The organism is Bradyrhizobium sp. IC3123, assembly GCF_020193625.1.
In the GTDB taxonomy this organism is placed as follows: Bacteria; Pseudomonadota; Alphaproteobacteria; order Rhizobiales; family Xanthobacteraceae; genus Bradyrhizobium; species Bradyrhizobium yuanmingense.
Genome location: NZ_JADYVF010000016.1, coordinates 16,631 through 36,031, shown reverse-complemented (window position 1 = coordinate 36,031; position 19,401 = coordinate 16,631). Strand labels below are relative to the sequence as shown.

Annotated in this window: 18 protein-coding genes; 11 read left to right on the top strand and 7 right to left on the bottom strand. The window is 65.0% G+C overall.

Features of this window, described 5'->3' with window-relative positions:
• Positions 1 to 70: 70 nt before the first annotated feature.
• The 3 genes from I6F20_RS32740 to I6F20_RS32730 form a co-directional block, all read right to left on the bottom strand.
• Positions 71 to 946: an ABC transporter ATP-binding protein gene (locus I6F20_RS32740; protein ID WP_225129869.1), complete on the bottom strand. Its 876-nt coding sequence runs from the start codon at positions 944 to 946 to the stop codon at positions 71 to 73.
• Positions 934 to 1,596, bottom strand: a complete 663-nt coding sequence (locus I6F20_RS32735; protein WP_225129868.1) for an ABC transporter permease — start codon at positions 1,594 to 1,596, stop codon at positions 934 to 936. Before I6F20_RS32735 ends, I6F20_RS32740 begins: the two co-directional genes overlap by 13 nt.
• A 107-nt stretch (positions 1,597 to 1,703) precedes the next feature.
• On the bottom strand, positions 1,704 to 2,702 hold the full coding sequence (locus tag I6F20_RS32730) for an ABC transporter substrate-binding protein (RefSeq protein ID WP_225129866.1): 999 nt from the start codon (positions 2,700 to 2,702) through the stop codon (positions 1,704 to 1,706).
• Between the two features lie 72 nt (positions 2,703 to 2,774).
• Here I6F20_RS32730 and I6F20_RS32725 point away from each other — a divergent pair, with 72 nt between their 5' ends.
• On the top strand, positions 2,775 to 2,930 hold the full coding sequence (locus I6F20_RS32725; RefSeq protein WP_225129865.1) for a hypothetical protein: 156 nt from the start codon (positions 2,775 to 2,777) through the stop codon (positions 2,928 to 2,930).
• Positions 2,931 to 2,938: 8 nt separating this feature from the next.
• Here the strand turns inward: I6F20_RS32725 and I6F20_RS32720 are convergent, their stop codons facing one another.
• Positions 2,939 to 3,898 carry a fatty acid desaturase gene (locus I6F20_RS32720; protein ID WP_225129863.1) on the bottom strand — a complete coding sequence of 320 codons (960 nt, stop codon included), beginning with the start codon at positions 3,896 to 3,898 and terminating at the stop codon, positions 2,939 to 2,941.
• A gap of 277 nt (positions 3,899 to 4,175) precedes the next feature.
• The gene (locus I6F20_RS32715) at positions 4,176 to 5,129 is read right to left on the bottom strand and encodes a LysR family transcriptional regulator (RefSeq protein ID WP_225129861.1); all 954 of its coding nucleotides are present in this window, start codon (positions 5,127 to 5,129) and stop codon (positions 4,176 to 4,178) included.
• A gap of 98 nt (positions 5,130 to 5,227) precedes the next feature.
• Here I6F20_RS32715 and I6F20_RS32710 point away from each other — a divergent pair, with 98 nt between their 5' ends.
• The 7 genes from I6F20_RS32710 to recQ all read left to right on the top strand — a co-directional run bounded on the left by I6F20_RS32710 (position 5,228) and on the right by recQ (position 14,765).
• Complete coding sequence (locus I6F20_RS32710) at positions 5,228 to 6,409, top strand: MFS transporter (protein ID WP_225129859.1); 1,182 nt, start codon at positions 5,228 to 5,230, stop codon at positions 6,407 to 6,409.
• A gap of 10 nt (positions 6,410 to 6,419) precedes the next feature.
• The gene (locus I6F20_RS32705; RefSeq protein ID WP_225129858.1) at positions 6,420 to 7,454 is read left to right on the top strand and encodes an aldo/keto reductase; all 1,035 of its coding nucleotides are present in this window, start codon (positions 6,420 to 6,422) and stop codon (positions 7,452 to 7,454) included.
• A 123-nt stretch (positions 7,455 to 7,577) separates the two neighbouring features.
• Positions 7,578 to 9,137 (top strand): amidase family protein, encoded by a 1,560-nt coding sequence (locus I6F20_RS32700; RefSeq protein ID WP_225129856.1) that lies wholly within the window; start codon positions 7,578 to 7,580, stop codon positions 9,135 to 9,137.
• A gap of 353 nt (positions 9,138 to 9,490) precedes the next feature.
• Entirely contained in the window at positions 9,491 to 10,792 is a 1,302-nt protein-coding gene (locus I6F20_RS32695) for an O-acetylhomoserine aminocarboxypropyltransferase/cysteine synthase family protein (RefSeq protein ID WP_225129854.1), read from the top strand.
• A 12-nt stretch (positions 10,793 to 10,804) separates the two neighbouring features.
• Positions 10,805 to 11,803, top strand: a complete 999-nt coding sequence (metA, locus tag I6F20_RS32690) for a homoserine O-succinyltransferase MetA (protein WP_225129853.1) — start codon at positions 10,805 to 10,807, stop codon at positions 11,801 to 11,803.
• Between the two features lie 106 nt (positions 11,804 to 11,909).
• A complete protein-coding gene (locus tag I6F20_RS32685) occupies positions 11,910 to 12,653 on the top strand; it encodes a polysaccharide deacetylase family protein (protein ID WP_036016102.1) in 744 nt (247 codons plus the stop codon).
• A gap of 246 nt (positions 12,654 to 12,899) precedes the next feature.
• Positions 12,900 to 14,765, top strand: coding sequence for a DNA helicase RecQ (recQ, locus tag I6F20_RS32680; protein WP_225129848.1), 1,866 nt, complete (start codon positions 12,900 to 12,902; stop codon positions 14,763 to 14,765).
• 128 nt (positions 14,766 to 14,893) lie between these two features.
• Here the strand turns inward: recQ and I6F20_RS32675 are convergent, their stop codons facing one another.
• Positions 14,894 to 15,907 carry a 1-aminocyclopropane-1-carboxylate deaminase gene (locus I6F20_RS32675; RefSeq protein WP_225129846.1) on the bottom strand — a complete coding sequence of 338 codons (1,014 nt, stop codon included), beginning with the start codon at positions 15,905 to 15,907 and terminating at the stop codon, positions 14,894 to 14,896.
• Positions 15,908 to 16,064: 157 nt separating this feature from the next.
• Here I6F20_RS32675 and I6F20_RS32670 point away from each other — a divergent pair, with 157 nt between their 5' ends.
• The 3 genes from I6F20_RS32670 to I6F20_RS32660 all read left to right on the top strand — a co-directional run bounded on the left by I6F20_RS32670 (position 16,065) and on the right by I6F20_RS32660 (position 18,407).
• On the top strand, positions 16,065 to 16,529 hold the full coding sequence (locus tag I6F20_RS32670; protein WP_225129844.1) for an Lrp/AsnC family transcriptional regulator: 465 nt from the start codon (positions 16,065 to 16,067) through the stop codon (positions 16,527 to 16,529).
• A 44-nt stretch (positions 16,530 to 16,573) separates the two neighbouring features.
• Positions 16,574 to 17,737 carry a PLP-dependent cysteine synthase family protein gene (locus I6F20_RS32665; protein ID WP_225129842.1) on the top strand — a complete coding sequence of 388 codons (1,164 nt, stop codon included), beginning with the start codon at positions 16,574 to 16,576 and terminating at the stop codon, positions 17,735 to 17,737.
• A gap of 109 nt (positions 17,738 to 17,846) precedes the next feature.
• Complete coding sequence (locus I6F20_RS32660; RefSeq protein WP_036014759.1) at positions 17,847 to 18,407, top strand: carboxymuconolactone decarboxylase family protein; 561 nt, start codon at positions 17,847 to 17,849, stop codon at positions 18,405 to 18,407.
• On the opposite strand, the gene I6F20_RS32655 is transcribed toward I6F20_RS32660, so the two are convergent.
• On the bottom strand, positions 18,404 to 19,267 hold the full coding sequence (locus I6F20_RS32655; protein WP_036026185.1) for a hypothetical protein: 864 nt from the start codon (positions 19,265 to 19,267) through the stop codon (positions 18,404 to 18,406). The two genes, I6F20_RS32660 and I6F20_RS32655, sit on opposite strands and share 4 nt — an antisense overlap.
• Between the last annotated feature and the right edge of the window lie 134 nt (positions 19,268 to 19,401).

The window sequence follows — 19,401 nt, the reverse complement described above, 5'->3', positions numbered from 1 at the left end:
ATCTGCTCGCTCCCCTGCCGCCGCAGGGGAAAGCTATTCAAGAGCCATGCCAGAACATATCGTCAGGCGCCTACGTCTTGATTTCCATCTGCTCGAAGGCCCTGCGGCCTTCCGAGCGGATCAGGTCAAGGCAATCCCGCTTGAGGGCGAGATAGGCGGCCTCCGCGACAATGGCGCTGGAGCGCGGCCGCGGCAGGCTCACCTGAAGATCCCTGAGGATGCGGCCAGGTCCGGCGCTCATGATCAGCACACGGTCAGAGAGAAGGATCGCTTCATCGATGTCGTGTGTGACGAAGACGATTGTTGCATTGATCCGCTCGCGGAGCTCGAGCAGATTGTCCTGCATGACCGCCCGGGTCTGCGCATCCAGCGCTCCGAACGGCTCGTCCATCAACAGGACACGCGGTTGATTGGCGAGGGCACGGGCAATCGCAACCCGCTGCTGCATGCCCCCGGATAGCGTGTGCGGATATGCCGACGCAAATCTGGTCAGGCCGATCATCTCGATGAGGCCGTCGGCAATCCGCAGCGCCTCCGCTTTCGGCTTGCCGAGAGCGCGGGGCCCGTGCGCGATATTCCGGCGCACCGATTTCCACGGAAACAGATGTGGCTGCTGGAAGACCATTCCGATCTCGGGTCGTGGCTTGCGCATTGCTTCGCCGGCCATGAGCACCTGGCCTCCGAACGGCCGCTCGAGGCCGGCCATTGCATTCAGCAGCGTGGACTTGCCGCAGCCGGATGGACCGACGATCGAGACGAATTCCCCCTGGGCTACTGCCAGGGATACGCGGTCGACTGCGATGACCTGCCCGCTCGGCGCATCGAAGACGATGCTCAAATCCTCGACCCGGATGATCGCCTGACGCGCCGCGGCGGACGGCGGGTACGTATCCACGAGCCTGAGCGGCTGGTCTGGACGAAGCAGGCTCGGGGTCATCGCCACCACACAGCACGTTCGGCAAGAATTGCGAAGGAACGGTCGGCGATGAAGGAAAGCAGCCCGAGAGCCGCCAGCCCGCCCATGACCTGACCCGTTTGCATGTTCTGTTGCGCAATTTCGATACGATAAACGATACCGGCGAACGCTCCCGCCAACTCGGCGGCGACCAGCGTGTAGAAGGAGATGCTCACCGCGGTTCGAAGACCGACCGTGATATAGGGCAGCGCGCCAAGAAGGACGATCTCCCACAGCATCTGCGGTTGCGGCGTGCCGAGCATCTGGGCGGCTCGGATAAGTCCGCGGTCGACTTTCTGCACCCCGATGTGGGTCGCGAGCCATACCGTGAAGAACACGCCCCAAACGACCAGGAAAAGCTTGCCTGTTTCCGAGAGGCCAAACCAAAGGATGACGATCGGCACGAAGGCTATGGGAGGAATTGGGCGAAGGATGTGAAACAAGGGCGAAAGCAGGCTGGACACCAGCCGAAACCGGCCGGTCAGGATGCCGAGCACGATTCCGCCCGCGGCCCCGATGGCAAATCCCGCGACCACGCGCGCGAGGCTCGCCATCAGGTCGGCGAAGAATTGTCCGCTGCGAATCCATTCGAGAACGGCAACGGCGACGGTCGATGGCGGCGGAAACAGCACGGTGTTCACGATGCCGGAGCGCGCAACCAGTTCCCACATGCCTGTGAAGGCGGGCACGGAGAGGACGGCGACCAGTACGCTCAGCCGTTCGGTCGCGCTGCTGCGTCTGCCGACGCTCACGGGCGTGCCCCCAGCGTGACGCGAGCTGGATCGAGCGCCTTCAGCGGCGCCGTCACCAGGACTTTCGTGAAATCGGGCATGCTCGCTCCAGGGGGATGATTGCCGGTCTCGAGCCGCCAGGCGGCATGGGTTTTCAGAGTCGTGAGAATCCTGTCGTCGAGGCGCACATGGTAGACGTAGTCCGTCCAGATCGACGCCAATTCATCGCGTTTCATCCCCGTCGCCGCTGCGATGACGTCGATTGCTTCACCCGGATTCGCCTTGAGCCAGCCCTCGGCTTCGATGAGGGACGCCAGGAACTTGCTGACGATCGCCGGGTTGGCGGCGAGGTAAGACTGCGTCACGACGATATTGAAGGTCTCCGAGTAGAGACCTTTGGTATCAAGCGGGATCGCGCCTTCGCCGAGAGCCTTCTTCGCGTTCGCGACGTGCGGCTCCCAGGTGTCGAATGCGTCGATGCTGCCGGCCGCCATGGCAGGGAGCATCTCCTGCGGTCGCAGGTTGACGAGCGTCACGTCCTTCGACGTCAGGCCCGCCGCTTTCAACAGAACCGAGGTGTAGACCTCGCTGCCGGTTCCGGCCGTGAAGGCGATTCGCTTTCCACGTAGATCGGCCTTCGTCTTGATCCCGGCAGAAGCTGCGGTCATGGTCTTCAGATCCGAATATTCCATCCCCGCCACGAAGGCGATGGGCTGTTGCGCCATCGCGGCCGCCGTGACCGGCGCCTCGGCTGTTGTCGCGAAATCCGCCCCTCCCCCAAGCACCGTATCGAGGCACTGCTTCCCGCTGGTGAAGTTGGAGACCGAGATGTCGAGCCCATGCTTGGCGAAAAGGCCCTTCGCATTGGCAACGATCGCCAGTCCCGAGATCGGCCCAAGATTCTGGGCGAGCCGCGCCTTCAGCAATTCCTCGGCCGTCGCGCGCTCGGACGGCGCAAACAGGAAGGACGCAGATAGCACGAACACGGCGAAGCGAAGAGCAGTTGTTGATCGCATGCCAAATCCCTGTGATGCCGGCGATCGGAGGTGATCGACCTTGACGACAGGATCGTCTGAAGATCGAAGATCATGAAGCAATTAATCGACAAGGCCCCGCTGTCCACTTTTGCGCAGGCAAAACAGCTTCCAACCGCGGTCGGGGCGATAAATTCATCAAGCTGCTCACGCCTTGGGCGCAGCATGGCCTGCAGCAACGGCACTCTGCTGACTTTCGCCAAGCCCTGACCCCCGATTCAATCAGAACCGATCGGGCGTTCGGTACCGTTGCGTGCGCGGCGAAACCAGGCCCACGTCTGCCGCGTCACTGCGATGTAGCCCGGGCCCCGGTAGACGATCCGATCGGCGACGATCCGGTTCAGTTTCGGCAGCGCATGGAAAGGAATCGAAGGATAGGCATGGTGTTCGACATGATAGGGCATGTTCCATGCGAACCAGCGCACGAACCTGGCGGTATAGGTGGTGCGGGTGTTCTGGAAGGCGCTGCGCGTGCGATCGCAGCCGGTGTGTTCGGCAAGCAGATACGGACGCAGAAACAATTGACCGACGATCACGGGGACCACCCAGACCCACAACAGGATCAAGGTGTGCAACGCGATCGATGCCAGCAACAGCGCGACGTAGCCTGCCAGATGGAGACGCGCTTCTGTCACGACAATGTGGCGTTTGCCTTCGGGAATCCAGGGTGACGTGGCGTTGCCGGTCAACGCATGGCGAAGCATCAGCCCCACCCGGAAGGCAACCTGCCGCAAGCCGCTGTAGACGATCATCAGTTGCGCGTCCGAGGTCGGGATCGGAACCGACAGCAGCTCCGGATCCCTCTTTGGATCCTGCGTATACCGATGATGATCCCAGTGGAATAAGCAGTAATATTCGTAAGGCAAGCCGACCGCGAACGAGGAGATATGACCGAAGGCGAGATTAAGCGCCCGGCTGCGAAATGCCGTCTTGTGGGCGGTCTCGTGGACCACCATGAACAGGAATGCGACAAAGTAGCCTTGGACGACCACCAGCGGCAACGCCCAGACGATTCCGTATTGCGATGAGACCAGCCAGATCAGCGCGCCGACAACGACGATCACGCCGTAGTGGCTGGCCGCGCGGATCAGACCCTGCCAATCGGACCGCACCGACAATTCGCGCAGCATGGCTGGAGTCAGCGGCTTCTCTCCGGTGGCAGTGATGGCATTGCTCATGATCGTGGTCGCCTCTTTTTCGCAATCGCACGCTTGACCGTGCTCGTGAGGACGCTGGAATTGGCCAAGCACAGGCCGACCCTAGGAAGCGCGGCCGCAATGCAGAAGCAATTTATTTCGCCGGCGTTGGCTCGCCCGGCATCCCTGGACTGACACTCTCCTCGCCAGCCTTCGCAAACGACGTTTGCGCAAGGCTGGCGCGCCGGAGCCCGCAGGGCGAAGGTGGACTCGGCAAGCCTGCCGGGGGCAAGCTTCTCCTGCGCCCTCCGCCGCCGCTTCACCCCACCAGCTTCCACTTCCCATCCCCGGTCCGCTTCAACGCGGGGTCGCTCACCCGCACGTGCTCGGCGAGGAAATCGATGAACGCGCGCACGCGTGCCGGGAGTGGGGCGGTATGGCCGACATAGACGGCGTGGATGTCTTCGCGGTCGCCGGGATTGTAGCCTTGCAGCACCGGCACGAGGCGGCCAGATTCGATGTCGGGACCGATGTGGAAGAGCGCGAGGCGCGCGAGACCGACACTGCCGAGGCAGAGGCGGCGGGCGGCTTCGCCGTCGCTGGCGCGCGCGACCGGCGGGGGCAGGGCCTCCTCGGCGTGGTCGCCACGCCTGAACGGCCAGCCGCGGATGCTGCGTGGAAAGGTCCAGCCGATGCCGCGGTGGTCGGCGAGGTCGGCCGGAATCTTGGGCGTGCCGCAACGGGCGAGATAATCCGGCGCGCCGACCACGACCATGCGGCTGGTGCCGAGCTTTCGCGCGATCAGACGCGAGGCGCGCAGCGGACCGACGCGGATGGCGACGTCCGCGCGCTCCTGCATCAGGTCGATCACCGTATCGGTCAGCACGAGATCGAGCGTGACGTCGGGATGCTGCGCCAGAAACCGCGGGATCAACGGCATCACATGCAGCATGCCGAAGGGGATGTTGCAATTGACCGTGAGGCGGCCGCGCGGCGCCGCGCCCGAGGCCGCCTCGCGCTCGGCCTCCTCCATCTCGGCGAGGATGCGCAACGATCGCTCGTAGAAGGCCTGGCCTTCCGCTGTCAGCGTCAGCTTGCGCGTGGTGCGGTTGACGAGCCGCGCGCCGAGGCGCGCCTCCAGACGCGAGATCAGCTTGCTGACGCCCGATGGCGTCAGACGCAGCTTTCGCGCGGCCTGGGTGAAGCCGCCGAGGTCCACGACGCGGACGAAGACCTCCATCTCGGCCGAGCGGTTGGTATCGAAACGGGCCATGTTGAATTCACGTCACAAATGATTGGATTGCGGACATTCTAATGGTTTGGCGGCAGCGCCGCCATCTGCGTGGCTCGTCTCATCCCTTGGAGCAACGCATGCCTCCTGCCGTCCTCGCGCTCACCGCCGGTGCCTTCGGCATCGGCACCACCGAATTCATCATCATGGGCCTGCTGCTGCAGGTCGCCGCCGACATGCACGTCTCGGTCCCGGTCGCGGGCCTGCTGATATCAGGCTATGCGCTCGGCGTGTTCGTCGGCGCGCCGGTGCTGACGCTGGCGACGCGGCGGCTGCCGCGGAAAACCGTGCTGCTGGCGTTGATGGCGATCTTCACGCTCGGCAATGCGGCTTGCGCGCTCGCACCCACTTACGAATTGCTGATGGCCGCGCGGGTGCTGACCTCCCTCGCCCACGGCACGTTCTTCGGCGTCGGCTCGGTGGTGGCCACCAGCCTCGTCGCCGAGGACAAGCGTGCGTCTGCGATCGCCACCATGTTCATCGGCCTGACGGTCGCGACGCTCCTGGGCGTGCCCTTCGGTGCCTGGCTCGGCCTGATGCTCGGCTGGCGCGCGGCGTTCTGGGCGGTGACTGTCATCGGCGTGATCGCGTTTGCGGTCGTCGCCGGGCTCGTCCCCGGCCATGTCGGCGATGGCGACAAGCCGATCTCGCTTGCCGAGGAAGTGGCCGTGCTCGGCCGTCCGCAGGTGCTGCTCGGTCTTGCCATGACCGTGTTCGGCTTCGCCGGACTGTTCGTCGTCTTCACCTATATCCAGCCGATCCTGACGCGCTTCACCGGCTTTTCGGAGGCTGCCGTCTCGCCGATCCTGCTGGTGTTCGGCGTCGGCCTTGGGATCGGCAATATCGCCGGCGGCAAGCTTGCGGACCGCGGCCTCGCACGGGCCTTGACCGGCACGCTTGCCGCGCTTGCGATCGTGCTGCTCGGCCTGGCGGCCGTGCTGTCGATCAAGATCCTGTCCGTCGCGCTGATCCTGCTACTCGGCACCGCCGCCTTCGCGACCGTCGCCCCGCTTCAGCTTCGCGTGCTGGAAGCCGCAGGTCCCAGTGGCCGGACGCTCGCCTCCAGCCTCAACATCGCCGCGTTCAATCTCGGCAATGCGCTCGGCGCCTGGGCAGGCGGCCTCACCATCGACCGCGGGCTCGGCCTTTCGGCGCTGCCGCTGGTCGCGGCCGGCATCACCGCCATTGGCCTCGTTCTGGCGCTGTGGAGTCTCCGGCTCGATCGCGCGCCGGCCACCGTCGCGGTGTGCCCGGCGGAGTAGGAGAGCGATCATGGAATACCGCAATCTCGGCGCTTCCGGGCTCAAAGTTCCCGCCCTCAGCTTCGGCACCGGCACGTTCGGCGGCCAGGGTCCGTTGTTCTCCGCCTGGGGCCGCAGCGGCATCGATGAGGCCCGCAGGCTCGTCGATATCTGCCTCGATGCCGGCGTCAATCTGTTCGACAGCGCCGATGTCTATTCGAACGGCGCCTCCGAGGAGATCCTCGGTGCTGCGATCAAGGGGCACCGCGACAAGGTGCTGATCTCGACCAAGATGAGCCTGCCGATGGGCGACGGTCCGCTCGATGCCGGCTCGTCGCGGCAGCGGCTGCTTGCCTCGGTCGATGCGGCGCTAGGACGGCTCGGCACTGACCATATCGATCTGCTTCAGCTCCACGCCTTCGACGCGTTCACGCCGATCGAGGAGGTGCTGTCCACGCTCGATATGCTCGTGCGCGCCGGTAAGCTGCGCTATGTCGGCGTCTCGAATTTCGCCGGCTGGCAGCTGATGAAGTCGCTCGCGATCGCGGACCGGCATGGCTGGCCGCGCTATGTCGCGCACCAGGTCTATTACTCGCTGCTCGGGCGCGACTATGAATGGGAGCTGATGCCGCTCGCGCGCGATCAGGGCGTCGGCGCTCTGGTCTGGAGCCCGCTGGGCTGGGGCAGGCTCACCGGAAAGATCCGGCGCGGCCAGCCGCTGCCGCAAGGAAGCCGTCTGCATGCCACCGCACAGTTCGGTCCGCCCGTGGACGATGCGCGCCTCTACGCCGTCGTTGACGTGCTGGATGCGATTGCCGCGGCGACCGGTCGGACCGTGCCGCAGGTCGCGATTGCCTGGCTGCTGTCGCGTCCTACGGTCTGCTCCGTGATCATCGGGGCGCGCGACGAAGCCCAGCTGCGCGACAATCTCGGCGCTGTCGGCTGGTCGCTGAGCGCGGACCAGATCAAGCGGCTCGATGAGGTCAGCGGGGTGATGCCGCCTTATCCGTACTATCCCTATCGCGTCCAGGAGGGCTTTGCGCGGCTCAATCCACCGTTGGTGTAGGAGCTTGCTCATGGAAGGCTGCGATTGCGACAGAGCGTCGCGACAATGCGCCATGCAGAATCGCACCTGTACAGGGTCCCGCGTCGTCCCTAACCTCCGCCGCGCAATTTTAGGAGATGCGGCGTGGCGAAGAAGACGGCGACCGAGAAGAAAAGTGTGTTGAAGAAGACGGCGAAGGCTTCGAAGAAGGGCTCCGGCCGCAAGAGCGCCGTGGCCAAGCCGGCCGGAAAGGCCGCTGCCGGCAAATCGGCGAAGCCGCGGCGCCCGAACGGGCCGGCCTGGCAATGGTCGGCGGTCGAGACCGCGGCTGCGATCCGCTCCGGCGCCATCTCCGCGGTCGAGGCGGTGGAAGCGCATCTCGAACGGATGCGCACCGTCAATCCGAAGCTGAATGCGGTCGTCGTCGATCTCTCGGAGGAAGCACTCAAAGCGGCGCACGCGGCCGACAAGCAGCGCGCCAAAGGCGGCGAGCTCGGTCTCCTGCACGGTGTGCCGATTACGATCAAGGAAAATGTCGACTACGAGGGCCGGCCGAATTTCAACGGCGTGCCCGCCAACAAGGACCTCATTGCACCATCGGATGCGCCCGTGGTGCGCAACCTGAAGAAATCAGGCGCGATCGTCATCGGTCTCACCAACACGCCCGAATTCTCCTTTCGCGGCTTCACCGACAATCCCCTGCATGGGCTGACGCTCAACCCCTGGGATCCCGACATCACCTGCGGCGGCTCCTCCGGGGGCGCAGGCTCGGCGGTTGCTGCGGGCATCGGCACCATCGCCCACGGCAACGACATCGGCGGCTCGCTGCGCTGGCCGGCGCATTGCAACGGCGTTGCCACCATCAAGCCGACGCAGGGCCGCATCCCCGCCTTCAACGGAAGCGCAACGTCGGAGCGGCCGATGCTGGCGCATCTGATGTCGGCGCAGGGGCCGCTCGCGCGCCATGTCGCCGACGTGCGCCTGGCTTTGGAGGTGATGAGCCAGCGCGATCCGCGCGATCCCTGGTGGGTGCCCGCGCCGCTGGTCGGCGAGCGGCCGAAGCGGCCGATCAAGGTTGCACTGGCGAAGATCCCCGAGGACATGGACGTCGATCCCTCTGTCGCCGCGGCGCTGCGCCAGGCTGCCGATCATCTCGAGCGGTCCGGCTATCGCGTCAGCGAGGTCGAGGTGCCCGACATCAACGGGGTCTGGCAGACCTGGTGCGACATCATCACCAACGAGACCGTGATGATGCAGGAGGCCGCCATGCTGAAGGTCACATCCGAGGATTTTCACAAGTCCTGGGGCGGCATGAAGGCCAAGGCCAACGTGCTCGATCTCAAGGGCTGGATGCAGGCGACCGCCGCGCGCAACGGCCACATCCGCGCCTGGCAATTGTTCTTCGAGGAGTATCCGGTGGTGCTGGCGCCGACCACGGTAAAGCCGACGCCGGGCCCGCGCGAGGACACCATCAGCTCCGAGCGCGTGCGCGAGATCTTCTGGGGCGAGATCCGCTTCATCTCCGCCATCAACGTGCTGGGCCTGCCCGGCGCGGTGGTGCCGGTGGCGCTGCATGACGGCAAGCCGATCGGCGTGCAATTGATTGCCGGCCGCTATCGCGAGGATCTCGCCCTCGATGCCGCAGCCGCCATCGAGAAACGCGTCGGCGTGCTCACGCACCGGCTGTGGGAAAGAATGGCGTAGCGGCGGGTAATTTCACCCTCTCCCCTTGTGGGAGAGGGTGGCTCGCCGCAGAGCGGCGAGACGGGTGAGGGGTATCCCTCCACGAGTTCGCGTGTGGATAGACACCCCACATCCGGCGCTTCGCGCCACCTTCTCCCACAAGGGGAGAAGGAGCGCCACGGCGAGAGCGCGTTCGTTAATCCGCTTTAACCCGGATTTCAGCCAATCCGCGAGCAAGCATTAGGGTTACTTCCTCGATCTCTAAGCGAATTATTGTCCGCTTTACCACCCGCCTCTAACAGAGGAGCGGCGGACAACGCACATGCCTCATTCTAGGCCAATAAGTGCGGCCCGCTCCACGCGGAGGTGGCACGATGCGCAACGAGACGATCGCTATTCACGCCGGCTACGAGCCTGAAGCCACCACGCACGCAGTGGCCGTGCCGATCTACCAGACCGCGGCCTACGCCTTCGACAGCGCCGATCATGGCGCCGCCCTGTTCAATCTGGAGACCGAAGGTTTTCGTTACAGCCGCATCGCCAATCCGACCAGCGCAGTGCTGGAGAAACGCATCGCCCAGCTCGAAGGCGGCGTCGGCGCGCTTGCGGTCGCGACCGGGCAGGCGGCGCTGCATTTCGCCTTCGTCAATGTCGCCGATCACGGCGGCAACATCGTCTCCGTGCCGCAGCTCTACGGCACCACGCATACGCTGCTCTCCCACATCCTGCCGCGCCAGGGCATCATCGGCCGTTTTGCCGAGAGCGACAAGCCAGAGGCCGTCGAGAAGCTGATCGACGAGAACACCCGCGCCGTGTTCGCCGAAACCATCGGCAATCCCGCCGGCAATGTCTGCGACATCGAGGCGCTGGCGAAGGTCGCGCACGCGCATGGCGTGCCGCTGATCGTCGACAACACCGTCGCCACCCCGATCCTCTTCAAGCCGTTCGACTACGGCGCCGATATCGCGGTGCATTCGCTAACCAAGTTCTTGGGCGGTCACGGCACCACGCTCGGCGGCGCCATCGTCGATTCCGGAAACTTTCCCTGGGCCGAGCACGCCGATCGCTTCCCGGCTTACAACAAGCCCGACGCCTCCTATCACGGCCTAGTCTATGCCGAGCGCTTCGGCAAGACCGCCTATATCGAGCGCGCGCGCAGCGTCTATCAGCGCACAATGGGCTCGGTGCTGTCGCCGTTCAATGCCTTCCTGCTGCTTCAGGGCATCGAGACCGTGGCGCTGCGCATGGAGCGCCATGTCGAGAACGCCCGCAAGGTCGCCGAATTCCTGCGCGGCGATCCGCGCGTGGCCTGGGTCAATTACACCGGCTTCCCGGACAGCCCCTATTATCCCCTGGTGCAGAAGTACCTGAACGGCAACGCCTCCTCGCTGTTCACCTTCGGCATCAAGGGCGGCATGGAGGCCGGCAAGACGTTTTACGATGCGCTGAAGCTGATCACGCGGCTCGTCAATATCGGCGATGCCAAGTCGCTCGCCTGCCATCCGGCATCGACCACCCATCGCCAGATGTCGGCGGAGCAGCAGCGCGCCGCCGGCGTGCTGCCAGAGACGATCCGTCTGTCGGTCGGCATCGAGCATGTCTCTGATATCATCGAGGACATCGACCAGGCGCTGGAAAAGGCCTGCCCGTCGGCGCGCCGCGAGGCTGCGGAGTAGGCGGCGCCGGCCATGACGATCTTGATCGACAAGGATCAGGTCATCGCGGGCCCGACGCTGGTGCCGGCCGCGCACGATCTCGCGCGCGATGCCGGCGCCGAACTCACCATCGGCCTCGTCAACAACATGCCGGATGCCGCGTTGAAGGCGACCGAGCGGCAGTTCATGAAGCTGCTTCTGGCCGCGGCGGGCTCGCGCCGTATCCGCTTCCACTGCTTCTCGCTTCCCAGCGTGAAGCGGTCGCCGGAAGCCAAGTGGCACGTCGAGAGCGAGTATTCCAACCTTTCCGATCTCGAGCACGGCAAATTCGATGGGTTGATCGTGACGGGCGCAGAGCCGATCGCGCCCGAGCTCGACGGGGAGCCGTACTGGCGTGACCTCACGAACCTGATCGACTGGGCCAAGATCAACACGCGTTCGACGATCTGGTCGTGCCTTGCCGCGCATGCCGCGGTGCTGCACCTCGACAATATTGAACGGCGGCGGCTGCCGGCCAAATGTCACGGCATTTTCGATTGCGGCGTCGTGACGGACGATTTGCTGACCCGCTCTGCGCCCGCACCGCTCAAGGTCTCGCATTCACGTTTGAACGAGATCGCCGAGAGCGACCTCGTGCACGCCGGTTATCAGGTGCTGACACGCTCACAGGAGGCTGGCGTCGACGTCTTCGTTCGCCAATATGCCAGCCGCTTCGTGTTCTTCCAGGGTCACCCCGAATATGACGCGCTGTCGCTGCAGCGCGAATATCTGCGTGACATCGGCCGCTATCTCGCGCGGGAGCGGGAGACCTATCCGCGCCTGCCGGTGAGTTATTTTGACGCAGCGACTGAAGAGAAGCTGGCTCGGTTCGAGAAGAAGGCGGCGCACCAGCGCCATCCGGCGCTCAGCAACGGGCTGCCCGCGCTGAACCTGCGCGCCGATATCGGCGCTGGCGACGCGGCGGCGGTGCTCTTCCGCAATTGGTTGCGTTATCTCGGCGCGGACGCCGACGCGTCGATGTCGGTGCGCTAGCCGAAGCGCTCTTGGTTCGGCGTTAGGATTACCCGGGCGTTAGGCTTGCCTCGACCTGCGCACGAATGTTTCAGTAGAGCAAGAAGGCATCACAGGAAACGCAGTCGTGTGGTCGGCACTCCAGGGACGCGTGAGCAATCGGTTGGCCCGGCATTTCCGCGCCGCGCCGCACCGGCTGGCCGCGCATGCGGCGATGGTGAGCTTCACGTTCGACGATGCCCCCGATAGCGCCGCGGGCGAGGGCGCCGAGCTACTGGAGCGGCATGGCGGCCGCGGCACCTATTACCTCGCCGGCAGCCTGATCGGTCAGCCGTCGGAGCATTGGCATGGCTTGTCGGATGACGCCATCGTCCGGCTTCACCGCGCCGGGCACGAAATCGCCTGCCACACCTTCTCGCACCAGAGCTCGGCCACGCTCGATGAAGCCGCGATGGCGCGCGAGATCGAACGAAACCGCAGCCATCTCCGTGGCATTGATGCCTCGATCACGCTGGAGAATTTCGCCTATCCCTATGGCATCGCCTCGGTGTGGCGCAAGCCGCAGCTGGCAAAAGCCTTCCGTTCCGCGCGCGGCATTCTTCCCGGCGTCAATAGCGGCGTCATCGACCTTCAATTCCTGCGCGCCTCGCCCTTGGTCGATTGCGAGATCGACGAGGCCGGGGTCGATCGCTATTTCGACGAGGCGGTCGCGAGTGGCGGCTGGCTGATCTTCTACGGCCACGACGTCAGCGACAGGCCGAGCCCCTATGGCTGCACGCCGCATTTGATGCGTCATGCGCTCCAAGCCGCCGCCAAGCGCAACATGCCGATCGTGACCGTCGCAGAAGCGCTGCGACGGATCGGGGCGTAGCCTCTTCTTCCCTTCTCCCCTTGTGGGAGAAGGTGGCGCGAAGCGCCGGATGAGGGGTATGTCTCCACAAGCTCATATCTGCGTTCGCGGGTAGAACCCCTCACCCACCTCGCTTCGCGAGGCACCCTCTCCCACAAGGGGAGAGGGAAGAGTCGTGCCTCGCCTCCAAACAGTCTTGCCACAGCCACACCAGCATGCGACTGGCCTTGTGACGAATCCCACGGCCTGATCTGCTCCGCTCCGCCCATGTCCGCTCCCTCCAACGCCCCACTGCCTGCGCCAGCCAACGGCCGCGACGCGCTGTCGGTGCTGCATTCGGTGTTCGGCCTGCCGGGATTCCGCGGCGCGCAGGGCGAGATCGTCCGCCATGTCACCGACGGCGGCAATTGCCTGGTCTTGATGCCGACCGGCGGCGGCAAGTCGCTGTGCTATCAGCTTCCATCCTTGCTGCGCGAAGGCTGCGGCATCGTGGTCTCGCCGTTGATCGCCCTGATGCGCGACCAGGTCGCCGGCCTGATCGAGGCCGGCGTCAATGCCGCCGCGCTGAACTCGTCGCTGACGCCGCAGGAGGCCTCCGACATCGAACGCCGCCTGCTCGCCGGCGATCTCGACCTGCTCTATGTCGCGCCGGAACGGCTGGTCACGCCGCGCTGCCTGTCGCTGCTGGCGCAGGCGAAGGTGGCGCTGTTCGCGATCGACGAGGCGCATTGCGTCTCGCAATGGGGTCACGATTTCCGGCCCGAATATGTCGGCCTTTCCGTCATCGCCGAGCGCTTTCCCGACGTGCCGCGCATCGCGCTGACCGCGACCGCCGACGAGCTGACGCGCAAGGAGATCGTCGAGCGGCTGCAGCTGACGGGCGCGCCGCAGTTCGTCTCCAGCTTCGACCGGCCCAACATCCGCTATGAGATCGTCGACAAGCGCAATGCGGTGTCGCAGCTGAAGGAATTCATCCGCGAGCGCCACATGGGCGATGCCGGCGTGGTCTATTGCCTGTCGCGCAACCGCGTCGAGGAGGTCGCCGCAGCGCTTGCCGAGGCCGGCATTGCGGCGCTGCCCTACCACGCCGGGCTCGACGGGGCGGTGCGCTCGCGCAACCAGGATCGCTTCCTCAACGAGGACGGCATCGTCATCGTCGCGACCATCGCCTTCGGCATGGGCATCGACAAGCCCGACGTGCGCTTCGTCGCCCATCTCGACCTGCCCAAGAGCATCGAGGCCTATTACCAGGAGACCGGACGCGCCGGTCGTGACGGCAAGCCGTCGGCGGCGTGGATGACCTACGGCCTCTCCGACATCGTGCAGCAGCGCCGCATGATCGACGAATCGGCCGGATCGGAGGATTTCAAGCGGGTCTCGATCGGCAAGCTCGACGCGCTGGTCGGCCTCGCCGAGACGCCGCATTGCCGACGCCGGCGCCTGCTCGCCTATTTCGGCGAGATCGTGATGGGCGAGAGCTGCGGCAATTGCGACAATTGCCTGACGCCGCCGAAGATGCGCGACGGCAAGGTGCTGGCGCAGAAGCTGCTGTCCTGCGTCTATCGCACCGGGCAGCGTTTCGGCGCCATGCATTTGATCGACGTGCTGGTCGGACGCCTGACCGAGAAGGTCACACAGTTCGGTCACGACAAGCTGTCGGTGTTCGGCATTGGCCGCGAGCTCAACGAGAAGCAGTGGCGCACGGTGCTGCGGCAAGTGGTGGCGATGGGCCATTTGCGCAGCGACAGCGAAGCCTACGGCGCGCTCAAGCTGACGGAGTCTTCGCGCGGCGTGCTGCGCGGCGAGACCGAGGTCTGGCTGCGCGAGGAGGCGCCCGGCACGCGGGTTCGCGCCAGCCGGGCCACGTCACGCCGCGGTGACCTCGCGCCCGCGGCGAGCGCGCCGCAAGGCGACGTCGATCCCGAATTGCGCGCGCGCCTGCGCGCCTGGCGGTCAGAGGTCGCGCGCGAACGCGGCGTGCCGGCCTATGTGGTGCTGCACGATGCCACCATCGACGGCATCGTCCGGGCCTGGCCGACCACGCTGGACGAGCTGCGCAACGTGCCGGGGATCGGCGACAAGAAGCTCGAGCACTACGGCGACGAGCTGCTGCAGATCGTGAGGACGCGGTAGCCACGATCGCAGCTGCTGTAGCCCGGATGGAGCGAAGCGCAATCCGGGACAGTCACTTCGTATGGTGGGAATCCCGGATTACGCTTCGCTACGAAGAGAGGCGAGAGTCGTCTCGCCTCCCTTATGACTCACCCATTCCTAAACGCATACGCGTACCCGTTCAGCGCGGGCGCGCCGCCGAGATGGGCGTAGAGGATCTTCGCGCCCTTCTCGAAATAGCCCTTCTTGGCGAGATCGATCAGGCCCTGCATCGACTTGCCCTCGTAGACGGGGTCGGTGATCATGCCTTCGAGCCGGGCGGTTAGGCGGATCGCCTCCTTGGTCTCCTCCGACGGCACGCCATAGGCGGGATAGGCGTAGTCCTCGATCAGCACGACGTCGTCAGCGACGAGGTCCTTGCCGAGCTCGACGAGGTTCGCCGTGTTCTGCGCGATCTCGAGCACCTGGGCCTTGGTCTGCGCCGGGGTGAAGGAGGCATCGATGCCGATCACCTTGCGGGCGCGGCCGTCGGCGGCGAAGCCGACCAGCATGCCGGCATGGGTGGAGCCGGTGACGGTGCAGACGACGATATAGTCGAACTTGCCGAGCTCGGCTTCCTGCTTGCGCACCTCCTCGGCAAAGCCGACATAGCCGAGGCCGCCAAACTTGTGCACGGAGGCACCGGCGGGAATCGCGTAAGGCTTGCCGCCTGCGGCCTTCACTTCCTCGATCGCCTGCTCCCAGCTCTTGCGGATGCCGATATCGAAGCCGTCGTCGACCAGGCGCACGTCGGCGCCCATGATGCGCGAGAGCATGATGTTGCCGACGCGGTCATAGACGGCGTCCTCGTGCGGCACCCAGGCTTCCTGCACCAGGCGGCATTTCATGCCGAGCTTGGCCGCGACGGCCGCGATCATGCGGGTGTGGTTGGATTGCACGCCGCCGATCGAGACCAGCGTATCGGCGTTGGAGGCGATCGCATCGGGGATGATGTATTCGAGCTTGCGCAGCTTGTTGCCGCCATAGGCGAGGCCGGAATTGCAGTCCTCGCGCTTGGCATAGACCTCGACTTGGCCGCCGAGATGCTTCGACAAGCGCTCCAGCTTCTCGATGGGCGTCGGGCCGAAGGTCAAAGGATAGCGCGGAAATTTGTCCAGCTTCATGGGTCATCCCGATTGGCGTTGGTGTTGGCGGCTCCCTAGCATTGCCTCGGGAAAATGTGCTCTCGAATATTGCGCCGATGTTGCGCAATTTCTTGCGGATATGGCGTAGATAAGCAATACTTCTTCCAGAAAAGACAGATTTGTGGAAGCTTCTTTCGTGGCTGCCCGGCTCGACCGCACCGACCTCAAGATATTGAGATTGCTTCAGAATAACGGCCGGCTCAGCAATGCCGAGCTGGCCGAAACGGTCGCGATCAGCCCCGCCACCTGCCATCGCCGCACCCAGCGCTTGGTCGAGGACGGCTTCATCGCCAATGTCCGCGCCATGGTCGCGCCGAAGAAGGTGGGCAAGGGCACGCTGGTGATGGTCGGGGTCGTGCTCGACCGCTCGACGCCGGAAAGCTTTGCCATCTTCGAGCAAGCCGTTGCAAAGCTGAAATTCGTGCTCGACTGCCATCTCGTCGCCGGCGATTTCGATTACTTCCTCAAGATCCGCGTCGGCGACATGGAGGATTTCAACCGCATCCACGGCGAGCAGCTGATCGCGCTCCCCGGCGTGCGCCAGACCCGGACCTTCTTCGTGATGAAGGAAGTCGTCGATAACGCGCCGCTGGAATTTTAGGCGCAGCTATTGATGCGCTATCCGCATCATGAGAGATTCGCCCGATGCAGACATTCCCCTTCCGCCAGCACAATCCGGCCGGGCCGGCCTATCGGCGCGGCTGGGTCGACGAGGCCGTGGCCGCGATCGAGGCCGACCAGTGCCGCACCGCCGACACGCATCTGATCCGGCTGATCGTGCCGGCGCTATCGGGCATCGACATCTATCTGAAGGATGAGTCCACGCATCCGACCGGCAGCCTGAAGCATCGCCTCGCGCGCTCGCTGTTCCTCTATGCGCTCTGCAACGGCCACATCCGCGAAGGCACGCCCGTGGTCGAGGCCTCGTCGGGATCGACCGCGGTGTCGGAGGCTTATTTCGCAGAGATGATCGGCGTGCCCTTCTACGCCGTGATGCCGCGCACGACCTCGGCGGAGAAGATCGCCGCGATCGAGCATTATGGCGGCCATTGCCATTTGATCGACGACGGCCGCGCGCTCTATGCGGAAGCCGCCGCGCTCGCCGGCCGCCTCAACGGCCATTACATAGACCAGTTCACCTTCGCCGAGCGCGCCACCGACTGGCGCGGCAACAACAACATTGCCGAATCGATCTTCACGCAATTGGGAGGCGAGCCGCGGCCGATTCCGGACTGGATCGTGATGGGCGCCGGCACCGGTGGCACGTCGGCCACCATCGGACGTTATCTGCGGTATCGGCAATATCCGACCCGGCTGTGCGTCGCCGATGTCGAGCATTCCGCGTTCTTCGATTGCTTCCGCACGCAGGACCGCTCCCGTGTTTGCGACCGCCCGTCGCTGATCGAGGGCGTCGGTCGTCCCCGCTGCGAGCCGTCCTTCGTGCCCGGCGTGGTCGATCGGATGATGAAGATCCCGGATGCGGCAACGGTCGCGGCGATGAACGTGCTGTCGCGACGGCTGCGCCGTGCGGTCGGCGGCTCCACCGGCACCAACTTCCTGGCGCTGTGCCGGCTCGCCTCGGAGATGCGCCAGGCGAGCGTCACGGGATCGCTGGTGACGCTGATCTGCGATTCCGGCGAGCGCTACCGGCAGACCTATTACGAGCCGGGCTGGCTGAAAGCGCGCGGCATAGATCCGACGCCGTTCGAGGCGGCGCTGTCGTCGTTCCTCGCCACAGGTGAGCCACTGACGCTGGACGTCGACGACGTGGTCAATCCTCAAAGCCTGCAAAACCCCACGGCGTCATAGCCGAGATCTGCCTGGCATTTGCGAAATCGCACGGTCGTCACGGCAACTTCACTTGCCTTGGGCAGGCATGCAGGTGACGGTTGCGTCTTCTCAACGAGGAGACCCTACCGTGCGCCTTCCCATTCTCGATCCGAAAGAGCTGACCGACGAACAGAAGCCGCTCTATGACGACATGCGGGCCGGCATGAAGGACCACTTCAAGGGTTTTGTGAACATGCGCGAGGACGGCGCGCTGCTCGGGCCTTGGAATCCCTGGATCCGCGAGCCGCGCTTCGGCAAGCCGGTGTGGGAGCTGGTCAAGGCGATTGCGTCGAACCCGCTGCTGCCCGCGGCCGTACGCGAGGTCGCGATCCTCGTCACCGGCTCGCATTTCCGCTCCGGTTACGAGCTCTACGCTCATGTGCTGGTGGCCGAGCAGCGTGGCCTCTCCGACGAGAAGCTCGCGACCATCGTTGCCGGCCAGCGGCCGGTGGACCTCACCAAGCAGGAAGCCGTCGCCTACGACATGGCTTCGGCACTGGTCAGCGGCGGCGTGCTGCCGGAGCTGACTTGGCGTGCGGCGGTGAAGGAATTCGGCGAGCACGGCGCGGCCGAGCTGTCCTATCTCGTCGGCGTCTACTGCATGGTCTCGGTCACGCTCAACACCTTCGACGTGCCGGTGCCTGACTAGTTGCGCACGGCGTAGAGCGGTGTGCGCAACGTGACCTGATAGGACGGCTTCGGCATCCAGGCGATCTGCGCGGTAATGCCGAAAAGTCGGTTGTCGTTGTCGTCCATGCGATCGAGGTCGAGCCGCAGGACCGGCTGGGTGAAGGATTCCGCGAGCGTCCGGCCCGCGAGCAGCGCGCCGCCGAACGACTGCATGCCGAGGCGCCCGGTGAACTTCCAGTTGCTCGGCCATTGATAGTAGCCGCCGGCATAGAGGATCGTGTTCGGCCGGATCGTGGCGAACGGGCTGGCGATGGTGACGGTGGTGTATTGCAGGCCGGCGAGCCAGCCCCGTGTCTCGTCCTCGTCGACCGCGTAGTCGAATTCCACGATGTTGTTGAAGGAATTCGTCATGCCCTGCTCGTTGGGCACCGACTGCGTCAGGGTCGATTGCAGCGTGATGGTCGGGATCTTCCCGCCATTCTGCTGGTAGAGATCGGCCTGCACGCCGATGTTCCAGCTCGTGATGTCGAAGGACGACCAGCCGCCGCCGATATCCGTCGTCGTGCCGGATACGCCGCCGTAGAGCGAAACGCGGTCGCTGACGTCGACGGTCAGCGGCAGGTCGATCGCAATCGATTTCGCGGCCGGCAGTCCATTCGGCAGCGACGTGCCTCGTTGCGCCGCCAGGGCTTGGAATGCGGCTGACAGAGAGGTGTTGCCGAAGCCGAGCGCGAGCGTGCCAGCGGGGATCGTCGCATAGATGGTGCGGAGATCGAGATAGATGTTCGGGACCGCCGGCTTTTCCTCCTCATCGTCGGCGGCGAAGGCGCCGCCGGCGGGGACCGCCAGACACAGGAGTCCCGCTGCGGCAGCGCGCAACGCACGACGGGATTGGCTGCGAAAAGGCACGTGACGATCCGACGCGTGGCGATCTGAAGGTGGAACCGTTGTTAGATGGAACGTGATCGCTCGCTTGGTCAAGCGCTATCCGCAAGCGATGGACGGCGCGGATG